The following is a 20,566-nucleotide window of genomic DNA, read 5'->3' as shown; positions in this document are numbered from 1 at the left end:
GAGAATGGAGTCTTTGAGACTCTGAGGACAGTTGGGCATGTGAGCATCGAGAGCTCCTTCAGTTACCTCACGTCTGTAGTCTTCGCCCTTCTGCCGATCATCGAAGAAGGGACGCTGGCCGAGGATGCCCGACTTGCCCTGAAAGCTCAGCCCGACCTGCGGATCGGCCGCGATGTCCGACACCATCAGCGTGTCCTCGGTCGTGAAGAACCAGCTGTCGCCGTCATAATCGACGTCACGGTTGTTGCTCATCGGTCGGGCGGCGATCGCGGCCCCGTTAGTCTTCGTGATGAGCATGGTGAAGTCGATGTCGCGCATCTTTTCCGACAGGTCGGCAAGCGTCCACTGGGTCATGATGATCTCCTCTGGTTCGGCGGGTGAACGCCCATCCCCCGGCATGTGTCCGACGATGCGGCCCATGCGGGGCCCATGCGTTGATGCCGCAGAGGAGAGCAGGACATGACCGACAAGCAGCCCGTGCAAGCCGATGGCGGGACCAGCCGGCCGGACACGCGCCAGGGCGACAGCGGGCGCGGCGGTGGCGGCGACAGCGGAGGCGGCGCCTATCCCAATCCGCATTCCGGCAAGACGGAGCACCCATCCGACGGCGTCCTCGGCCATGGCGGGCAGACCGAGATCGGCTATCACGGTCCGGGCAAGCTCGGCGATCAGAAGGTCGACGAGGATGCCGCGCCCGACGGGACGGCGGACACCGCCACGCCGGCACGTCGCGAATAACGGACACGACCGATCGCAAGGACTGGGTGTGGCCTCGACATGGGGCCGCATCCCGCCAGCTTCCGTGTGACAGGCGTGCGCAAAGCCTCTACGGGCGCGCGCCATGACCCTCCACATTCTTGCGACCGGCACGAGCCGGGGCATCGGCCTAGCGGTGACGACCGCGCTTGCTGGCGACGGCGTGCGCCTCGTCGGTCAGGCGACGGCGGCGATCGATGCGAACACGATCGCCGCCGATCTCGACCGCCCCGGCGCGGCGGCCGACCTCTGGGACGAGGCGCTGGATCGGCTCGACGGGCAGATCGATGTGCTCATCAATAATGCCGGCATCTTCGAAGCAGCCCCCATCGACCTGCCCGACGAGGAATGGCTCGTTGCGTGGGAACGCACGATGCGCGTCAATCTCACCGCCTCCGCCGAACTGAGCCGGCTCGCCGTCCGTTACTGGCAGGCGCGCGCCACGGGCGGCCGGATCGTCAACGTCGCGAGCCGCGCGGCCCATCGCGGCGATTCGCCCGCGCATTGGCATTATGCCGCGTCCAAAGCGGGCATGGTGGCGATGACCAAGACGATCGCGCGCGGCTATGCCGCCGCCGGCATCCTCGCCTTCGCCGTCTGCCCGGGGTTCACCATGACCGGCATGGCGGAGAATTATCTGGCGAGTCGTGGCGGCGACAAATTGCTGGCGGACATTCCGCTCGGCCGCGTGGCCGAACCGGACGAGGTGGCCGCCGCGATCCGCTTTCTCGCGCTCGACGCGCCCGCGTCGATGACGGGTGCGGTGATCGACATCAATGGAGCGAGCTATGTCCGCTGAGTGGAAGGTGCAGTCGGCCGAAAGCTGGAAGCTGACCCTGCCGTGCAGCCGTGCCGAGGGCGAGCTATTGGCGGTGATCGACCCCGAGTTCGGGATCGAGCCTGCGCCGGTGCTGATGACGAGCGAGCCCGACGCCAGCCGACCCGAGCAATGGCGCCTCGACGTCTACCTCGCCGCCGAGCCGGGCCCCGACGAAATTGCGGCGATCCGGTCGCTGGTGCCGAGCGCCGCGAACGCGACGCCGGTGATCGAGCGACTCGACGATCAGGACTGGGTCACGGTCAGCCAGCGCTGGCTGACGCCGATTCGCGCGGGCCGCTTCCACGTCCATACCGCCGCCTTCGCCGATGACGTGCCCGCCGACGCGGTCGCCTTCCGGATCGAGGCGGGGCGCGCGTTCGGCACGGGGCATCACGAAACCACCGCAGGCTGTCTCGAAAAACTCGATGCGCTGGCGGGAGAGGGGGCGTCGTTCGCCCGCATCGCCGACATCGGCACCGGAACCGGCCTGCTCGCCTTCGCGGCGAAGGCTCTGTGGCCCGACGCGGCGGTGATCGCGTCCGACATCGATCCGGTCGCGATCGACGTGACCGCCGCGAACATGGCTGCCAACGGCATTCCGGCGGACGCGATCGCGCTGGTCGCGGCGGACGGGATGGACGAACCCGCGCTCCGGGACGCGGCGCCGTTCGATCTGCTCGTCGCCAACATCCTGGCGGGGCCGCTGGTCGCGCTCGCGCCCAGCTTCGCCGCGGCGCTCGCGCCCGGCGCGACCGTCGTGCTCGCCGGCTTGCTGACGGTGCAGGCGGAAGAAGTGCTCGCGGCTTATGCGGCGCACGGAATCCGCGAGGCCGGGCGGATCGAGCGCGGAGACTGGTCGATCCTGCGTCTCGTTCAGCGTGCGTAAAGAAGACTTGAGTCAGGTGCTATATTGAAATAACACAGTCGGGTGCCTGCGCAGGGGAACGAGGCGCGGGGACCTGGGGATGGCGGCGTGATGAATATGGAAACCAACATTGGCGGCGATCCGGCGACCTACGCGCCGCTGGACGGGGCACGGCGGCGCAAGCGCGCGCTGATCATCGGCGGCCTGCTGATCCTGGCGGTGCTCGTGCTCGCCGGCATGTTCATGCGTGGCGGCGAGAAGCCGGCCGCGCCCGTTGACAGCGCGCCGCAGGTGACGGTGATCGTTCCGGGTCGCCGTTCGATCACGGCCGAGATTTCGGCGGTCGGCAATATCACCGCGCGGCGCGAGATGCCCGTCGGCATTCCGGGCGAGGGCGGGATCGTGCGCGCGGTGCTGGTCGATGCCGGCACCTGGGTCGCCGCCGGTCAGGTGCTAGCGGTGGTCGATCGCTCGGTCCAGACCGAACAGGCCGCCGCGATCGAGGGCCAGATCGCGCAGGCCAAGGCCGACGCGCAGCTCGCCCGCCAGAATCTCGATCGCGCCAAGCGGCTGGTCGGCAACGGCTTCATCTCGCGCGCCGATGTCGACACGCGACAGGCGGCGCTCGATAGCGCGAATGCCCGCGTTTCGGTCGCGCAGGCGCAGCTTGCGCAGCAGCGCGCGCTGATCGGGCGGCTCGATGTGCGCGCGCCGACCGCCGGGCTCGTGCTGACGCGCAGCGTCGAAGCCGGACAGATCGTCGGCCCGGGGTCCGCCGCCTTGTTCCGCGTGGCGTCCAAGGGCGAGATGGAATTGCAGGCGCGCCTGGCCGAGGCCGATCTGGCACGGCTGCGCGTCGGGTCGCGCGCGACGGTGACGCCCGTGGGCACGAACTTCCGTATCGAGGGATCGATCTGGCAGATTTCGCCCGTGATTGATCCCAACACGCGCCAGGGCACGGTCCGGATCGCTTTGCCCTACCATGAGGCGCTGCGCCCCGGCGGCTTCGCCTCGGCGGAGATCGGCGGCAGCACCGGCAACGTTCCGCTGTTGCCCGAAAGCGCGGTGCTGAGCGATGCGCAGGGCAATTACGTCTATGTCATCGACGGCAACAACACGGTCGCGCGGCGCCCGGTCAAGGTCGGGCAGACGACCGAAAACGGCGTGACCATCGCCTCCGGTCTGGCGGGGAACGAGCGGGTGGTGGCCTCGGCCGGCGCCTTCCTCAATCCCGGCGACAAGATCACGCCCCAGCTCCAGGCCGTGCGTTAGGTCCGCCATGAACTTTCGCAACATCTCCGCCTGGGCGATCCGCAACCCGATCCCGCCGATCGTCCTGTTCGTTGCGCTGACGCTGGCCGGGCTCGTCTCGTTCATGCGGATGGACGTGAACCAGGATCCGGAGATCACCTTCCCCGGCGTGGTCGTGCTCATCAGCCAGCCGGGCGCGGCGCCGACCGAGCTGGAAACGCAGATCGCGCAGCGGATCGAGGCGGCGGTCCGCAACCTCGAAGGCGTGGAGGAGATCAACACCACGATCTCCGAAGGCCAGTCGCAGACGTTCGTGCAGTTCACGATCGAAACGCCGGTCGATCGCGCCACCACCGATGTCCGCGACGCCGTGTCGCAGATCCGCGGGCAGCTTCCCGACGGCATTCTCGAACCGCAGATCATCCGTGCCAAGGTCAATGGCGGGGCCATCGCCAACTGGTCGGTCGAGGCGACCGACATGACGATGGAACAGCTGTCCTGGTACGTGAAGAACATCGTCGCACGCCGCCTGCTCGCCATTCCGGGGATGCAGAGCGTCGAAACGCGCGGCGCGGTAGAACGCGAGATCCGCGTCATCCTCGATCCCGCCAAGATGCAGGCGCAGGGCGTCACCGCCAGCCAGGTCAACACTCAGCTCCGCGCGATCAACATGAACGCCGCCGGCGGGCGGGCGGAGATTGCGGGCGCCGAACAGTCGGTGCGCGTAATCGGCAACGCACAGGACGCCTACACGCTCGGCCAGACTCAGATCCAGCTGGGGCTGGGACGTTCGGTCCGCCTCGCGGACATTGCTTCGGTGCGCGACGCTTATGGCGAGCAGCGCAGCTATGCGATCATGAACGGCAAGTCGGTGGTGAGCTTCGGTATCCTCCGCTCGCGCGGGGCGTCGGACGTCACGATCTATAACGAAGCGGCCAAGGCGCTCGCGCAGCTGGAGAAGGAGAATCCGAAGATTCACTTCATCCAGCGCTACAACTCCACCAAGCAGGTGATGGAGAATTACGAGGGCGCGCTCCACGCCATGATTGAGGGCGCCGTGCTCGCGGTCGCGGTGGTGTTCCTGTTCCTGCGCGACAAGCGCGCGACCGTCATCTCCGCGCTCGCCATCCCGCTTTCGGCCATCCCGACCTTCTGGGTGCTGGCGCTGCTCGGCTTCACGCTCAACTTCATGACCCTGCTTGCACTCAGCCTCGTGGCGGGCGTGCTGGTGGACGATGCGATCGTGGAGATCGAGAATATCGTCCGCCCCATGCGCATGGGCAAGACGGCTTATCAGGCGTCGATCGACGCCGCCGACGAGATCGGCCTCGCCGTGGTCGGCACGACCTTTTCGATCGTGGCGGTGTTCCTGCCGGTCGCGCTGATGCCGGGCATAGCAGGCCAGTTCTTCAAGAATTTCGGGCTCACGGTCGTCGTGGCGGTGCTGATGAGCCTGCTCGTCGCACGCCTCATCACGCCCATGATCTCGGCCTATTTCCTCAAGGCGCATGGCGAGGTGAGCCATGGCGAGGGGCCGATGATGGACCGCTACGTCGCTTTGCTCCGTTGGACGCTCGACGACAGCAAGGCGCGCGCCTTCGCGGCGCGTGGCGGCCGGTGGCGGCGCCTGCTCGCCTGGACGCGCGATCATCGCTGGTGGACGATGGGCGCGGGCTTCGTCGCGTTCATCACCACGATCGTCATGTTCGCGGTGATCCCCAAGACCTTCATGCCGCCGCAGGACCAGGATCTCAGCCGCATCAACGTGTCGCTGCCGCCGGGAACCACGCTCGACCAGACACGCGACGTGTCGGAGCGCGTGGTGGCGCTCGTCAAGAAGCAGCCCGACGTGCAGACGGCGGTCAATTACGTCGATGTCGGCAGCGCCTATATCGTCGTCACGCTCCGCGACGACCGCAGCCGCAAGTCGACCGAGTTCGAACGCGCCGTGGCGCCGCTGCTCCAGAAGATCCCCGACGCGCGCGTCAGCTTCGAATCGCAAGGGGGCAATGGCGGCCGCGACCTCCAGATCCAGCTCGCCAGCGACGATCCCGCCGCGCTCAACGCCGCCGCGCTCAAGCTGGTGAGCGAGATGAAGGGGCTGCACGGCGTCCGCGCGCCGCGTGTCGAGGGTGGGCTCGCCCGGCCGGAAATCACCATCACCCCGCGGCTCGGCCTCGCCGCCCATCTGGGCGGGAAGACGCAGGCGCTGTCGACCCCGAACCGCATCGCGACGAACGGCGACAACGATAAGAAAGCCGCCCGCGTCTCGCTCAGCGATCGCCAGGTGCCGATCCGTGTGATGCTGAACGAGGACAGCCGCCGCGATCTGGGCACGATCCAGAACCTGCCCGTGCCCACCAATACGGGCGGGAGCGTGCCGCTGCGCGTCGTGGCCGATGTCACCTTCGGCGCGGGTCCGTCGCAGATCGAGCGCTTCAATCAGGAACGGCGTATCGTCGTCAGCGCCGATCTGGCGCCGGGCGCGATCAGCGGCGACGAGCGCGCCAAGATCATGCAGCTGCCGGCAATGAAGAATCTGCCGATGGGCGTGCATTACGCCGCCGCCGGCGATGCCAAGTGGCAGGAGGAGCTGGTCACCAACTTCATGATCGCGGTGGTCGCGGGCATCCTGCTCGTCTTCGCGGTGCTGGTGCTGCTCTACCGCCGGGTGATGCCGCCCTTCGTCAACATGGGCTCGCTGCTGCTTGCGCCGCTCGGGGGGCTGATCGCGCTTCAGGTCGCGGGCATGCCCATCTCGCTGCCGGTGTTCATCGGCCTGCTGATGCTGTTCGGGATCGTCGCCAAGAATTCGATCCTGCTGATCGACTTCGCGATCGAGGAGATGCGGCATGGGCGCACGCTGTACGAGGCGATCCTCGATGCGGGCCACAAGCGCGCGCAGCCGATCGTCATGACCACGGTCGCGATGGCGGCGGGCATGATGCCGACCGCGCTGTCGATCGGCTCGGACGGGTCGTTCAATCAGCCGATGGCCGTCGTGGTGATCGGCGGGCTGATCCTGTCGACCTTGCTGACCTTGCTGATCGTGCCGGCGGGCTTCAGCCTGGCGGACGGGCTGGAAAAGTGGCTGGCAGGACGGCTCGGGCCGGTGCTGGTGAGCGGCGACGGGCCCGCCCCGTCGGGGGCCGCGCAGCCGGCCGAGTGAACTATCCGCCGCGATGTGCGATTGACGGCATGTGGAGACTTTCGCCCGCCCCGATCGCCTGACGCCTCCGCCCGCGCGCGGCGGCGTGCGCGGAATGCGGATCTTCGCCTCCGCTCTGCTGGTCGTGATGGCCGGCCTGTTCTTCGTCGCACGCGCGCTGGAGCCCCGGCACCCCGCCTGGGGCTTCGTCCGCGCCTTCGCCGAGGCGGCGATGGTCGGCGGCCTTGCCGACTGGTTCGCGGTCACGGCGCTGTTCCGTCATCCGCTCGGCCTGCCCATCCCCCACACCGCGATCATTCCGCGCAACAAGGATCGGATCGGCGACAGCCTCGCCAACTTCCTGCGCTCGAACTTTCTGGTTCCGGGCGTCGTCGCGCGGCGGATGGCGCGGCTCGACGTGGCGGGGGCGGTCGGCCGCGTTCTGTCCGCGCCCCCGCGCGAAGGGCCGCTGCGCGGCGGGGCCGGCAAGATGGCGGCGACCCTGCTCGAAAGCCTGGGCGACGAGCAGCTCGGCAACCTGTTCAAGAGCGCCGCCGCGCAGCGCCTGCGCCAGCTCGATCTCGCGCCGCTCGCCGGTCAGCTCCTCGCTGCCGCGCTCCGCGAGGGGCGGCATCGTCCCGTTATCAATGCCGCGATCCTGTGGGTGGGTGAGACGCTGGAAGCGAATGAGCCGCTGTTCCGCCAGATGATCCACGATCGCGCTGGATCGATCCTGCGCTGGACCGGGCTCGACGAGACGCTGTCGAGCAAGATCCTCGACGGTCTGTTCAAGCTGCTCGGCGACATGGCCGAGGATCGCGAGCATCCCTTGCGCGTCCGCGCGGAGGAGGGCCTGGAAAAGCTCGCCGAGCGGCTCCAGCAGGATGACGAGCTCGGGGCCAAGGTGGCCGGATGGCGCGATCATGCGCTGGCCAATCCGGCGGTTGCGACCTGGCTCGACGGGCTGTGGCAGAGCGCGCGCGGCGCGATGCTGCGCGCGGCGCGCGACCCCGAAACGGCGCGCTCGGGCAAGTTGGGCGAGGCGCTCCGCCAGATCGGCACCAGCCTGCAGGAGGATGAGAAGGTCAAGCTGGCGGTCAACCGGTTCGCGCGCCGCGCTACCGCAGGCTTCGTGGCGTCCTACGGCGACGGTATCGTTACTCTTGTGTCCGACACGATCCGTGGCTGGGATGCCAAGACGATCACCGGGCGCTTGGAAAATGCGGTCGGACGCGATCTGCAGTATATCCGGGTCAACGGCACGCTCGTCGGTGGGTTGGTTGGCGTGGCGATCCATACGGTAGACGTGCTGGGCTAGGCAGTCGATCCGGTCCGAACGGGCCCCTTGACCGGCTGACGGCACGGCGCACAGCGTGAGCGCATCCCACCGGAGATACCGCCTTGCACCGTCCCTTGCTTGCTCTTGCTCTCGCGCTCGCTTCCACTGCCGCGTCCGCGACCGAACCCAGCTTCAGCGCGGATGCGTTCAAGGCGCATGTCGCCTTCCTCGCCGACGACCTGCTCGAAGGGCGGCGGATCGGCACGGCGGGGCATGAGATCGCGGCCCGCTACATTGCCGCGCAGTTCGCGACGCTCGGGCTCAAGCCGGGCGGCGACGGCGGCACCTTCTTCCAGCGCATCCGCTTTGCCGAGACGAGCGCCACGTCGCCGGGTGCGGTGACGATCAGCGGCCCTAACGGAAATCGCACCTGGGCCGACGGCAGTAACGTCGTGCTCCGCCGCAACCCCGCGCATCCCAATCCGGATGTCTCGGGCGATCTGGTGTTCGTCGGATACGGAATCGACGATCCGCGCCATGGACATGACGATTATCGCGGGCTGGACGTGCGCGGGAAGATCGTGGTCGCGCTCGCCAATTTCCCCAAGGGCGGGCCGAGCGAGCCGGGCGCCTACTATAGCGGCCGCAAGCGCGCGATGGCGGCGAAGCATGGGGCGGTGGGCATGATCACGGTCATGCCCCGCGCGGTTGCCAAGCTTCGTCCCTGGTCTTCGGTCGTCCGCAATTCGGGGTTCGCCGCCGTCTCCTGGCTGGACGAGGACGGCCGACCGCATGATGAGGACGGGCTGGGTGTCGTCGCATCGGCCAATGGCGACGCGGCCGAAGCGCTGTTCGCCGGCGCGAAGCGCAGCCTGTCGTCGATCCTTGACGAGGCGGACCGGGCGAAGGGAGCGCCCAAGGGCTTCGCGCTTCGCACCCGCGCCCGTCTGGTCGATCACACGAAGACCGAGATGATCAGCAGCCCGAACGTCCTCGGCATCCTGCCCGGCAGCGACCCGCAACTCGCCGCGCAGTATATCGTCCTGTCGGCGCATTCGGACCATATCGGGATCAGTCCCCCGGCCAAGGACGATACCCCCGCCACGGACCGCATCAACAACGGCGCGATGGACAATGCCGCCGGCGTCGCCACGCTGATCGAAGTCGCACGCGCCGCCGTCACCGCGTCGGACAGGCCCAGGCGTTCGCTGATCTTCCTCGCTTCGACCGGTGAGGAGGAAGGGCTGCTCGGCGCGGATTATTATGCCCGTCATCCCGGCGTTCCGATCGCGAGTATCGTGGGCGACGTGGACCTCGACATGCCCGTGCTCACTTATCCGTTCAGCGACGTGATCGCTTACGGCGCCGATCATTCGACCATCGGCGCGACCGAGGCGGACGCGGGCAGGACGATGGGCGTGAGCCTGTCGCCCGATCCCGAACCGGACGAGACCGTCTTCGTGCGGTCCGATCACTATATGCTGGTCCGGCAGGGGGTGCCCGCGGTGTTTCTGGCCACCGGGGAAGCCGGGGCGGGGCAGGCGGCATGGGCCGAATTCAACGAGAAGCATTACCACCGGCCGAGCGACGACATGAACCTGCCGGTCCAGTGGGATCAGGGCGCGCGCTTCACCGACATCAACTATCGCATCACCCGCGCGCTTGCCGACGCGGATCTGCCGCCGATGTGGAAGAAAGGGGACTTCTTCGGCGATCTGTTCGCACCCGATCGGCCCAAGACGCCCTGACCATCATGCGAAAAGGGCCCGGCGTCGGCCGGGCCCCTCTGCTTTTCGATCGGTTAGGATCGATCAATAGGTGCCGGAAAAGCTCCGGTTGAGGTCGGCGCCGCGATCCTGGTCGCGCCACATCAGATCGCCGCCCGAATTGCGCTCCTCGTCGCGCCAGTGCTGCTTGGCCTGATCGGCGGTCTTGCTGACCGTGACCTTGTCGTCGACCGACTGGATCCACGCCGAGGGGATGGAATGATGCCGGCCGCCGGCAGCCTGATCGGTCTTGGTCAGCAGGATCCGGTCGCCCCGGACATGATCGACGGTGCCGATATGCTGACCGTCCGATCCGACCACCTCCTGATGCTCCTCGACCCGGGCGAGCAGCCCGCGCTGGCCTTGGCGCGCGGTGCGCCACGATCCGAACTCGCTGTCGAACCTGGTCTGATTCTCGCGACGATATTCGTCATAGTCGCGATCGAGCGATTCCAGCTGCTGGTCGCGCCACGTCCGGTAATGGGGGTCATGGTCGTGCCGGCTGCGATATCCGCCGCCATAACCGCCCGTGCCCTGCGAGGGGCGAGCGTCGCGGTCGTTCCAGCCATACCGGTCGTCATAGCGCTCATCGAGGCGACGGCGGCGCTCGGCCTCCTCGTCGCCGAACCACGAACGGACCTCGTCGCCGGCGCGATCGAAGAAGCCCCGATCCTGATAATCGTAACCGCTCGGATTGCGGCCATAGTCGCGGTCCTGGCGGCCACCGCGATCGTTGAAGCGCTCGCCGCGATAATCGCGCGATCCGCTGGCGCCGCCATAGCTGCCATAATCGCGGTTGCGGTCATCCTCGCGCCCGTAAACGCGTTCGGGGCCGTAACCGCCGCCCTGGCCGCGGTAATCCGAATGTCCGAAGCGGCGATTGTTGCGTTCGTAACCCATCGCATCCTCCTGTCGATACGTGCCGCGCGCACCCGGCCGAAAGGGGGAAAGGCCGGGGCGCGCGTGCTGAAATCAAAACAGGTGAGGGGGAGCGCGCGTTCCGTGGCGCGCCTCATGCGGTCGTCGCCGGGCCACGCGCCATCGCGTTCGTGAGTGAAAGAAAACGGAAAGCGCCGTTGCATCGGCCGCGAAGCGCCGCTAAGCGCGCACTTCGCTGGTGCCGGGGCTGTAGCTCAGATGGGAGAGCGCTGCAATCGCACTGCAGAGGTCAGGGGTTCGATTCCCCTCAGCTCCACCAGCATTCCCTCTCCCTGTTGATCCTGCCGCCGGCATGGCCGATAGCGCCCGCGTGACCGTTCCGCGTGCCTTGCTGCTCCCCTGGTGGGCGCTTCAGATCGCGACCGGGGCCAAGAGTTTCCGCGACAATCCGCTGATCGGATCACCTCGCCTCAACAGGATGGGGCTCCACGTCGCGCGCGTGCGGATCGCCGATGCGATGGCATGGGCGCGCCGCCGCCGGCTGGCGCATCTGGTGAGCGCGGAGGATGCCGCCGCCTTCGCGCGCGACGGCTATGTCTGCGTGCACGACTTCCTGTCGCCCGATGCCTTTGCCGCGTTGCGCGATCAGGTGATGGGTCGCGCCGCGCCCGCGCGCGAGATGGTGCAGGGAGACACAATCACGCGCCGCTTCGCGCTCGATCCCGCCGCCCTGCGCGCGATGCCCGCCGCCGCGGCGCTGATGCGCGACCGGCGCTGGCAGGGGCTGATCCGCTATGTCGGCAGTTACGACACCGCGCCGACCGCCTATGTGCAGGCGATCCTGTCGCATCGCCACGATGCGCCGCCCGATCCGCAGACCAATCTGCACGTCGACACCTTTCACCCGACCGTCAAGGCGTGGCTGTTTCTGACCGACGTCGCGGCGGACGAGGGGCCGCTCACCTATGTCCCCGGCTCGCACCGGCGCGACGCGCGGCGGCTGGCGTGGGAAAAGCAGCGCAGCCTGGAGGTGATGGCGGGCGATGATTTTCTCGCGCAGCGCGGTTCGCTCCGCATCCGCGCCGACGAATTGCCCGCGCTAGGCCTGCCGCAGCCGGTCGCGTTCGCCGTTCCCGCCAATACGCTGGTGGTCGCCGATACGGGCGGCTTCCATGCGCGCGGCCCTTCGCTCCGCCCGTCGACGCGCGTCGAAATCTGGGCCTATGGCCGGCGCAATCCGTTCCTGCCGTGGACCGGGTTCGATCTGGGCGGACTGCCCGGCCTCGCCCCCCGCCGGGTGCCGCTCTACTGGGCGTTTCGTGACCGCTTCCGCAAATGGGTCGGCCAGCCGTGGGCCGACATGGGGCTGAAGCGGCCAGCCGACGGATGAGCCTGCGCGACCCTCTCGTCCCCTGGGGCAATTTCGACCTCGGCGACGCCACGCGTGGCTGGCGTTCGCCATTCACCGGCGACACGATCGACGCCGCCGAGGCCGAGGCGATCCTCGCCGACTGGCGGCGGATCGAGGATGCCAATGCACCGATCCGCGTCGCGTCCGGCATGGCGTGGTGGAAGCGCGACCGGATCGCTTCCTTCCTCTGGGCCGACGGCCGCGCGCCGATCGCGTTCGCGGACACGGCCGCCACGGCGCTGGCCCGCGCAGGCGACGGGCTGATCGCCGTCTGGCCATCGCGAGCGCCGGAGGGCCTGGTCGAGGCGGCGGGCGAGCGGCTGGTACGGGTCGAGGACGGCTTCATCCGCTCGATCGGGCTCGGCGCGGATCTGCACCCGCCTTTGTCCGTCGTGGTCGACCGCCGGGGCATCTATTACAATCCCGGATCCCCAAGCGATCTCGAAACGATCCTCGAAACCCATGATTTCGCGCCCGCTCTCCTCGCGCGTGCCCAAGCGCTGGCGGACGTCATCGTCGCGCGCGGGATCAGCAAATATGCGAGCGCCGGTCCCGTCGCCCCCGCGCCGCCGCGCGACCGGCGGACGGTGCTGGTCCCCGGGCAGGTCGAAGACGACATGTCGGTGCGGCTGGGCGGCGCGGGAATAACCTCCAACCTCGACCTGTTGGCGCGGGTTCGCGCGGCCGAGCCCGACGCGCATATCCTGTTTAAGCCGCATCCCGATGTCGACGCGGGCCACCGCCTTGGCCGGGTGCCCGACGCGGCCTTGCTGGCCCATGCCGATGCGGTCGTGCGCGGCGAGGCGATGCCCGCGCTGCTGGCGCGGGTCGACGCCGTCCATGTCCTGACCTCGCTCACCGGGTTCGAAGCTTTGCTGCGCGGGGTCGAGGTCACCACGCACGGACACCCCTTCTTCGCCGGCTGGGGGCTCACCCGCGATCTCGCGGGGCCGCTGCCGCGCCGCACCCGGCGACTGAGCCTGCCCGCGCTCGTCGCCGGCACGCTGATCCTCTATCCGCGCTACATCGATCCGGTCAGCGGGCTGTGGTGTCCGCCCGAAATCCTGCTGCGGCGCTTCGCCGACGGCTGGCGACCGCGCCAGACGGCGCTGATCCGCGCGCGCCGCCTGCAGGGCCGCATCGCGCGGCTGTTCGGCACCGTTTCGCGCTAGGCGGGCCGCGCGCCCATCGCCTGCATCAGCATCGCCGCCAGATCCTCGGCCGCGACGTCCTGTCGCCCGCCCGCAGCCGCCCCCCGGCCCCAGATCGCATAATCCGACCGGCGATCTTTGGCATCGGGCGCGTGGAACGGGCCCGTAAGGCTCGGCTGGTGATCGCCGTAGAAAAGCAGCCAGCCATCCCGCCCCTGCGCCTCGATCGCGTCGCGCAGGATCGGGATCATCGCGTCGGTCGAGCGCAGGTGCCGGAGCCAGCGTCCCGCCGCCGCCGCGTCGGGCAATGCACGCCAGTCGGCCGGCAGGTCGGCGGGGGCGATGTCGTCATGCTCCGCGTCCCACGGCCCGTGATTCTCCATCGTGATCGCGAACAGCAGGATCTTCGGCCCGTGCGCGCGGATCAGCCGCGCCGCCTCCTCCGCCACGGCGACGTCGGACACGTAGGGGCCGGCGCGCGCCGCCCCGGCGAACCCTTCGATCCCGACGAACTGGTCGAAGCCGAGCAAAGGCATCACCCGGTCGCGATAGTAGAAATCGGCATTGTAGGGGTGGATGCAGATGGTCGTGTAGCCCGCGCGCCGGGCCTGCGCCGCGAGCGACGGCAGTGGTACGCGCGCGAACCGCTCATAGGGATTGAACCGGTCGAGGCCGATGTTGCCGGTGCCGAGCCCGGTGAGCATGGCCAGCTCCGAACGGATCGTGTTGGCGCCCCAGCAGGGCACCGCGAGCCGGCCGTGCGCGACGCCCTCCCGGCGGAGCGCGGCGAAATGGGGCAGATGCTCCGCAAGGTCGGGATGCAGGCGCGCGGCATCGACGAACGACTCGCCCTGGATCAGCACGATCGGCCCCGCATCGGCCGGAATGTCGGGCCAGGCGCGGGCCTGCGCCGCGCTCTGCCGCGCGAGGCGCTCGACCCGCGCCAGCATCGCATGGATCAGGCACGCGCCGAGCAGACCGAAGCGGCGTGCGTCGGACACCGGCTCGCGGCTCGGGGCGAGCGAGGCATAGTAACGGCTCAGCCGTGCTGCGATCGGCCGCCAGGTGGGCACGACGAAGCAGGCGCGCCCGATCGCCAGCGCCGCCAGCGCGAGCAGCACCGCCGTGCCGAGACCCATGCCCCACAGCGGAGGCTCCGCCCGCACCAACGCGGCGACGAGCGCGAGGCTGACGAGCGCGCCGCCGACCATCCGGCCAGTGCCGACGAACGCCAGGTAGAGGCGCGGGTGGCGCACCACCTCAAACAATTCGGCGCGATCCGAAAACACCACCGGCTCGCCGAGGATCGCGCGCTTGACCCGATCGGCCACGCCCAGCCCGATGCCCAGCGACATCACGCCCAGCCCGGCCAGGATCGGACGCGCCGTCGGCAGCAGGAACAGTGCGAAGCCGGCGAGATAGGGAAAGAGGTCCGCCAGCATCGCGCCGAACGGACGCGCGCATAAAGGCGCACCAACCAGCCGGCGCAAGCCTGCCCAGGTCGCCAGCGTGATCCCCAACCCGAACAGGATTTGAAGCATCAGCGGCGTCTAGCGTCCCGGTTCGATATGGAAACGAAAACCGCGCATGATCCGGTCGGAAATGCTGGCGGGAAGCAGGTCGGCCGCCTGGCTGCCCCAGGCGAGCAGGCGCGGCACCGTGATCCGCCGGGCGCGCCGGTCCAACCCTCTCCGGATCGCGCGTGTCATCGCGTCGAGGCTCATCAGGAACGGGGTCGGCCCGCTCCACCGGCCCGTCATCGGCGTGTCGAAGAAGCCGGGCACGATCACCGACACGGCTACCCCGTGCGGCGCCAGCAGCGCGCGGATCGCCTCGCCATAGGCGCGGATGCCGGCCTTGCTGGCGCTGTAGGCGGGGCTGTAGGGCAGGCCGCGCAGCGCCGCGATCGACGCCACCACCGCGATCTGCCCGCGCCCGCGCCTGGCGAATGCCGGGAGCAGGGGCTCGATCGTGTGCAATGTCCCGAGCAGGTTGGAACGTACCTGCAGCGTCGCGAGCGCGCGGCCCTCCATCTCGCCGTCCGCGCGCGCGCCGGCGGAGACGCCCGCGGCCGCGATCACCAGGTCGAACGGGGCCGCCGCGTCCTGTGCGAGGATCCATGCCCCAAGCGGCTCGGCCTCGCCCACGTCGAAGCGGCCGGTGACCGCCTCCGCGCCCGCCGCACGCACCGCGGCGGCCGTCGCGGCAAGCCGGTCCTCGTCGCGCCCGACCAGCGCCAGCTTGACGCCCGGCGCGGCATAGGATCGCGCCAGCGCGGCCCCAAGCCCGCTCGACGCGCCGGTAATGAGGATGGAGCGGGGTGCGCTCACCCGCGTGCGGGGACGGTCCCCGCCGCCGCACGCCGGGGTTGGGGGGCGATCCGTACGACCGGGGCGGTCAGCGCCGCCGGCGCAGCCTGCTGCAGACGGAGCGCCGCGCCCGCCACCAGCATGGCGAGGCCTTCGTCGCTGAAATAACCGCCTTGGATCAGGCAGCGATCGATCAGCACGCGGCGATAGGCCTGGAATACCTCCGCGTCGGGCGGGGTCGGCGCCTGCCAGAAATGATCGAGCCCGTTCTGGTCGGTCATGCGCGGCATGTCATAGACCGCATCGCCCAGCACCACCGTCGGCACGCCGTAGCGCAGCGACAGGGTTCCCGTCGTGCTGTTGACGGTGACCAGGCCGCGCGCGTCACGCACGAGCCCATCAATGTCGACCGACTCAAGGAACAGGATACGGTCCGTGGCGCCCAGCCGTTCCGCCTCGCGCAGCACGCGCTTTTCCCAATCGACCAGGCCGTTGTCGAGCGGATGGCCCTTCACCACCAGCAGGGTTTCCGCCGGGGCGTTGCGAACGAACGATCCCAGCACCTGTTCGATGGCAGGCTGCATGCCCTTGAAATGCGAATGGACGCGGATCTGGTAGTCGCAGTCGAGCTGGAGCGGAAAGACGAAGTAAGGACGCCCCATCGCCTGCAGCCGCCGGAGCGTCGTCGCCGACCGGCGGCGTTCGGCACCGCGTCGCGCAAGACGGAACGCCCAGCCGGCATATTCCTGCAGGATATGCCACGGCCGATGCGTGCGATAGCCGGGATAGAGCGGCGCCAGCGCCAGCGAGGCGAAATTGTAGACCAGATCCTCTTTGACGCGACGGCCGAAGGAGGAAGGGACGCCCGGCAGATCCACCGGCAGCGCGGGCAGCGCGCGCGCCTCGCGCAGATAATGGTCGGGGTCGCGCGACAGCGCCGAATGTCCGTTCACGCCGCCAGCTTCCAAGGTCACGAAATCGGGACGGACATAGCCTTCCTCGAAGACGTGGATCTGGATGCCGGCGGTGCGCGCCACCGCGATCGCCGCCTGGTGCAGCGGGCGGCAATCGCCGAACAGGACGATATCGGTCGTGCCCGCACGCTCGATCAGGCGGCGCAGAAAGGCCGGCCATCCGCGCAGGCCGCCGCGATAGTCGCTCACATTGGCGCCGCGCCAATAGATCTTGTCGCCCCCGTTGAAGTTGACGCGGTGGACCGCATGGCCTGCATCGGCGAGCGCCTGCCCGAGCATGGAAAAGAACGGGCCGGCAAGCCCCTGGAGGAACAGGAACGATCGCTGTGGGGCGGGCCGCCGTGCCGACAGCGCCCCATGCACGGGCGGGTCATGGCGCACGACCGCGTGTTCCGACGTCAGGCGGGGGTCCGGTTTCACCACGGCGCCCGAAAAAGCGAGTCGGGCAGGCAAGTAACGGAATTCATGGCATCGTCCCTAGATCAGAGTAGAATCGCGCGCCAGTGCCGACAACAGGACGGAGCCCGTCGCGTCGCGCCTTGCTCGACATCGGGCGTGCGCTATAGCCGCGAGAATTATTGGAATGCCCAGCCGCTGCGCGGGCGGGAGTATTGGTTTGAACCGATCGCGATACGATTTCGACCTCTCGGGCCTGGCTGATGCACGGTCCGAACCGATCGCGATCGTCGGAGCATCCTGCCGCCTCCCCGGGGCGCGTGACCTCGATGGACTGTGGGATCTGCTGGCCAGCGGGACCGACGCGGTCACCGAAATCCCGGACGACCGCTGGAACAAGGCGGCTTTGTTCCATCCCGAACGGGGCCAGCGCGGCAAGGCCTATACCTTCGCCGCGGGCGTGCTCGGCGACGTCAGCGGCTTCGACGCGGGCTTCTTCGGCATCTCCCCCCGCGAAGCGACACAGATGGACCCGCAGCAGCGCCTGCTGCTGGAACTGGCCTATGAGGCGATCGAGGATGCGGGCATCGATCTGGCCAATTTCTCGGGGCGGAATGTCGGCGTGTTCGTCGGCGGATCGTCGTGGGATTACATGAACCTCAATGTCGGTGACGTTTCGACCACCGATCCCTATTCGATGATCGGCGTCACCCTCTCGATCCTCGCCAATCGCATCTCCTACGCGTTCGACCTGCGTGGCCCCAGCTTCACGGTCGACACGGCCTGTTCCTCATCGCTCGTCGCGCTGCATCAGGCCTGCGAAGCGATCCGGCGCGGCGAGATCGAAGCGGCGATGGTGGGCGGGGTCAGCCTGCTGCTTGCGCCGCAGAGTTTCGTCGGCTTCTGCGCGGCGTCGATGTTGTCGCCGACCGGCCGTTGCCATGCCTTTGGCGCAGGCGCCGACGGCTATGTCCGTGCCGAGGGCGGCGGGGTGGTGGTGCTCAAGCCACTCGGCAAAGCGCTCGCCGCAGGCGATCCGATCCGCGCGGTCATTCGGGGCACCGGTGTCAATTCGGATGGTCGTACGACCGGCCTGTCACTGCCCAACAAGCTGGCGCAGAAGGCGCTGCTGGACGAGATATACAGCCGCTTCGATATCGACCCCGAAGACCTTTCGTACATGGAGGCTCACGGCACGGGGACGCAGGCGGGCGATCCGATCGAGGCGGGTGCTATCGGCGCGTCGCTCGGCGCGCGTCGCTCACGCGCCTTGCCGATCGGATCGATCAAGTCGAACGTCGGCCACCTAGAAGCGGGCAGCGGCATCGCCGGGCTGTTGAAGGCCATGCTCGTCGTAGAGCGGGGAATGATCCCGCGCTCGCTTCATTCCGAGACGCCCAATCCCAATATTCCGTTCGACGATCTCAATCTCCGCCTCGCGAGCAGGGCAGAGATGCTGCCGGCTGGGCGGCGGTTGGCGGCAGTCAACAGCTTCGGGTTTGGCGGCACTAATGCCCATGCGATTGTCGAGGCCGTCGTGCTCGACCTGCCCGCCGCCGATGCGGTTGCGGCGGATCGGAAGTCGCTGCCGCCGTTGCTGCTTTCGGCGAAATCGGATGAAGCGCTGAAGGCGCTCGCCGGTGTTTGGAGCACGCGTCTGGCCGACGCCGGCGATGATCGTGCGAGGGTCGAGGCGCTTCTGCGCGGCGCGGCGCGCCATCGCAGCCAGCATGCACGTCGCCTGGCCATCCCGGCCGCAGACGTCGACCAGCTGAAGCAGGCGTTGGACGACCATATTGCCGGCAAGCCCAACGGGCTCATAGCCGCAAACGGCGCCGTATCCGGCAAAACGGCCTTCATCTTCTCGGGTAACGGGAGCCAGTGGGCGGGAATGGCCGCCGACGCCATGGCCGCGAGTGACGCTTTCGCACGGGCAATGGCAACCGTCGAGACGGCGCTGGCGCCCCGGCTCGGCTGGTCGGTGGTCGAGGCGTTGGCGACCGGCGAGGCCGATCGCCTCCGTAACACCGACGTGGCTCAACCCCTGCTGTTCGCGGTTCAAGTCGCGCTCGTATTCGCCCTGCGCGAGCATGGCGTCGAGGCCGAGGCGACGATGGGCCATTCGGTGGGCGAAGTCGCCGCCGCCTGGGCAAGCGGGGCGCTGAGCCTGGATGACGCGGCACGCGTGATCGCCGCGCGCAGCCGCGCCCAGCAGGCTCGTCACGGCGTGGGCGCCATGGCCGTGATGGGGTTCGGCGCTGAGGAAGCGGCGCACACGCTGGCCGAGGCCGGACTGGACACGGTTGGTGTGGAGATTGCTGCCCACAACAGCAGCACGGGCGTTACCATTGCCGGACCCGCCGAGGCGATCGATCGGCTGGAGAAGGAAAGCGCGGCTCGCGGCTGGCGCTTCACCCGGCTCGACCTCGATTACGCTTTTCACAGCGCGGCAATGGATCCGATCCGGGAGCGGATCGAGGCGGATCTCGCCGATCTCACGCCCGCTGGGGCTACTCTGCCCTTCTTCTCCACCGTCATCGGCGACGCGCTGCCCGGGGAGATGCTGAACGCCGATTATTGGTGGCGTAACGTGCGTGCGCCCGTGCTCTTCGCCGATGCTGCGGAGGCTATGGTCTCCAATGGCTTCCGCATCTTCGTCGAGATTGGACCGCATCCCGTCCTGCAAGCCTATCTGAACGACGCGCTGCGCGTCGCCGATCGAGAAGGTCGGGTCGTCCCGACCCTCTCGCGTCGGCCGGCCAAGCAGGATCCGATCGCCGTGATCGCGGCGCGCATCCACGCGGCGGGCGGCGACGTTCGTCGGGCATCGATTTTTGCCGACGCCACCGATCTGCGCGGGCTGCCGCGCTATCCGTGGCAGCGCGAGCGCTTTTGGGTGCCGCGCACGCAGGAATCGACCGACCTTGCCACGGTGCGGTTCGATCATCCGTTGCTGGGCCAGCGGGTCAGACCGCAGCCGGTCGAATGGGTGCGCCACCTGGGTCTCGAACAGATGCCCTGGCTCGCCGATCATGAGGTAGGCGGGGCAGCGGTGATGCCGGCGGCGGCCATGCTGGATCTGGCGCTGGCGGCCGCGCGGGCGCGAAAGCCGGGCGCAGCGGCGCTGGAATTGCTCGATGTCGAAATTGGCCGCGCACTGGTGCTTGAGCCGCACGTGATACGCGAGTTGCGCTTCCGCGTCGGTTCGGGGACCGGCGAGTTCGAATTCGCTTCACGGTCGCGCCTTACCGACGACCCTTGGACGATCCACATGTCGGGTCGTTTGGTGGAAAGCGATTCCACCGCCGCCGCCGGACTGGCCATGACGGATGCGGCGCCCAACGCGAAGATGCCCGCAGCAGGCCTTTATGCGCTCGCCTCGCGGCTGGGGCTGGATTACGGCCCCGCCTTCCAGGTGGTCGACGGCATCGATCTGGCCGGCGAGGATCGGGCGACGGTGCGTTTTGGGCGCGCTGTGGATCTAGGGGACGGGCATCTGCTGGCGCCGAATCTGCTGGACGGCGCCCTGCAGGGGCTGCTCGCGCTCGCGGCCGGCCGGCT

The 20,566-nt window shown here is 68.7% G+C and carries 15 protein-coding genes and 1 tRNA gene; 11 read left to right on the top strand and 5 right to left on the bottom strand.

From position 1 onward, the window contains the following. On the bottom strand, nucleotides 1-354 hold a 354-nt coding region (locus ACOJSF_RS03470), incomplete at its 3' end, for a pyridoxamine 5'-phosphate oxidase family protein (RefSeq protein ID WP_420140835.1). A 105-nt stretch (nucleotides 355-459) separates the two neighbouring features. Here ACOJSF_RS03470 and ACOJSF_RS03465 point away from each other — a divergent pair. The 7 genes from ACOJSF_RS03465 (at nucleotide 460) to ACOJSF_RS03435 (ending at nucleotide 9,867) form a co-directional block, all read left to right on the top strand. After that, on the top strand, nucleotides 460-738 hold the full coding sequence (locus tag ACOJSF_RS03465) for a hypothetical protein (protein WP_420140834.1): 279 nt from the start codon (nucleotides 460-462) through the stop codon (nucleotides 736-738). Between the two features lie 103 nt (nucleotides 739-841). Further along, on the top strand, nucleotides 842-1,555 hold the full coding sequence (locus ACOJSF_RS03460; RefSeq protein WP_420140833.1) for an SDR family NAD(P)-dependent oxidoreductase: 714 nt from the start codon (nucleotides 842-844) through the stop codon (nucleotides 1,553-1,555). Beyond that, nucleotides 1,545-2,462: a 50S ribosomal protein L11 methyltransferase gene (locus tag ACOJSF_RS03455; protein ID WP_420140832.1), complete on the top strand. Its 918-nt coding sequence runs from the start codon at nucleotides 1,545-1,547 to the stop codon at nucleotides 2,460-2,462. Before ACOJSF_RS03460 ends, ACOJSF_RS03455 begins: the two co-directional genes overlap by 11 nt. 90 nt (nucleotides 2,463-2,552) lie before the next feature. Beyond that, nucleotides 2,553-3,713, top strand: a complete 1,161-nt coding sequence (locus tag ACOJSF_RS03450; protein WP_420140831.1) for an efflux RND transporter periplasmic adaptor subunit — start codon at nucleotides 2,553-2,555, stop codon at nucleotides 3,711-3,713. Between the two features lie 7 nt (nucleotides 3,714-3,720). Next, nucleotides 3,721-6,861, top strand: a complete 3,141-nt coding sequence (locus ACOJSF_RS03445) for an efflux RND transporter permease subunit (RefSeq protein ID WP_420140830.1) — start codon at nucleotides 3,721-3,723, stop codon at nucleotides 6,859-6,861. A 94-nt stretch (nucleotides 6,862-6,955) separates the two neighbouring features. After that, nucleotides 6,956-8,158, top strand: a complete 1,203-nt coding sequence (locus ACOJSF_RS03440; RefSeq protein WP_420140836.1) for a DUF445 domain-containing protein — start codon at nucleotides 6,956-6,958, stop codon at nucleotides 8,156-8,158. 95 nt (nucleotides 8,159-8,253) lie between these two features. After that, nucleotides 8,254-9,867 (top strand): M28 family metallopeptidase, encoded by a 1,614-nt coding sequence (locus tag ACOJSF_RS03435; RefSeq protein WP_420140829.1) that lies wholly within the window; start codon nucleotides 8,254-8,256, stop codon nucleotides 9,865-9,867. 63 nt (nucleotides 9,868-9,930) lie between these two features. On the opposite strand, the gene ACOJSF_RS03430 is transcribed toward ACOJSF_RS03435, so the two are convergent. Next, on the bottom strand, nucleotides 9,931-10,785 hold the full coding sequence (locus ACOJSF_RS03430; protein WP_420140828.1) for a DUF2171 domain-containing protein: 855 nt from the start codon (nucleotides 10,783-10,785) through the stop codon (nucleotides 9,931-9,933). Between the two features lie 222 nt (nucleotides 10,786-11,007). Here ACOJSF_RS03430 and ACOJSF_RS03425 point away from each other — a divergent pair. The 3 genes from ACOJSF_RS03425 to ACOJSF_RS03415 all read left to right on the top strand — a co-directional run bounded on the left by ACOJSF_RS03425 (nucleotide 11,008) and on the right by ACOJSF_RS03415 (nucleotide 13,347). Then, nucleotides 11,008-11,083: transfer RNA gene (locus ACOJSF_RS03425), tRNA-Ala, on the top strand. Between the two features lie 33 nt (nucleotides 11,084-11,116). Beyond that, nucleotides 11,117-12,154 carry a phytanoyl-CoA dioxygenase family protein gene (locus ACOJSF_RS03420; RefSeq protein WP_420140827.1) on the top strand — a complete coding sequence of 346 codons (1,038 nt, stop codon included), beginning with the start codon at nucleotides 11,117-11,119 and terminating at the stop codon, nucleotides 12,152-12,154. Next, nucleotides 12,151-13,347: a beta-3-deoxy-D-manno-oct-2-ulosonic acid transferase gene (locus tag ACOJSF_RS03415; protein WP_420140826.1), complete on the top strand. Its 1,197-nt coding sequence runs from the start codon at nucleotides 12,151-12,153 to the stop codon at nucleotides 13,345-13,347. Before ACOJSF_RS03420 ends, ACOJSF_RS03415 begins: the two co-directional genes overlap by 4 nt. On the opposite strand, the gene ACOJSF_RS03410 is transcribed toward ACOJSF_RS03415, so the two are convergent. From ACOJSF_RS03410 to ACOJSF_RS03400, 3 genes are read right to left on the bottom strand one after another with little or no spacing between them, the layout of a single operon-like run. Next, the gene (locus tag ACOJSF_RS03410) at nucleotides 13,344-14,867 is read right to left on the bottom strand and encodes an LTA synthase family protein (protein ID WP_420140825.1); all 1,524 of its coding nucleotides are present in this window, start codon (nucleotides 14,865-14,867) and stop codon (nucleotides 13,344-13,346) included. The genes ACOJSF_RS03415 and ACOJSF_RS03410 overlap by 4 nt on opposite strands. Before the next feature lie 9 nt (nucleotides 14,868-14,876). Continuing rightward, nucleotides 14,877-15,656, bottom strand: a complete 780-nt coding sequence (locus tag ACOJSF_RS03405) for an SDR family NAD(P)-dependent oxidoreductase (protein ID WP_420140824.1) — start codon at nucleotides 15,654-15,656, stop codon at nucleotides 14,877-14,879. Beyond that, on the bottom strand, nucleotides 15,653-17,029 hold the full coding sequence (locus ACOJSF_RS03400) for a capsule biosynthesis protein (protein WP_420140823.1): 1,377 nt from the start codon (nucleotides 17,027-17,029) through the stop codon (nucleotides 15,653-15,655). The genes ACOJSF_RS03405 and ACOJSF_RS03400 overlap by 4 nt, the downstream gene beginning before the upstream one ends. A gap of 196 nt (nucleotides 17,030-17,225) precedes the next feature. Between ACOJSF_RS03400 and ACOJSF_RS03395 the strand changes: the two genes are divergently transcribed. Further along, nucleotides 17,226-20,566, top strand: a 3,341-nt coding sequence (locus ACOJSF_RS03395) for a type I polyketide synthase (protein ID WP_420140822.1), incomplete at its 3' end; no start/stop codon positions are given.

It is taken from the genome of Sphingomonas sp. (assembly GCF_048594985.1).
Classification (GTDB): domain Bacteria; phylum Pseudomonadota; class Alphaproteobacteria; order Sphingomonadales; family Sphingomonadaceae; genus Sphingomonas_I.
The sequence above is the reverse complement of the archived record's forward strand: the minus strand, read 5'-3'. Positions and strand labels throughout refer to the sequence as shown.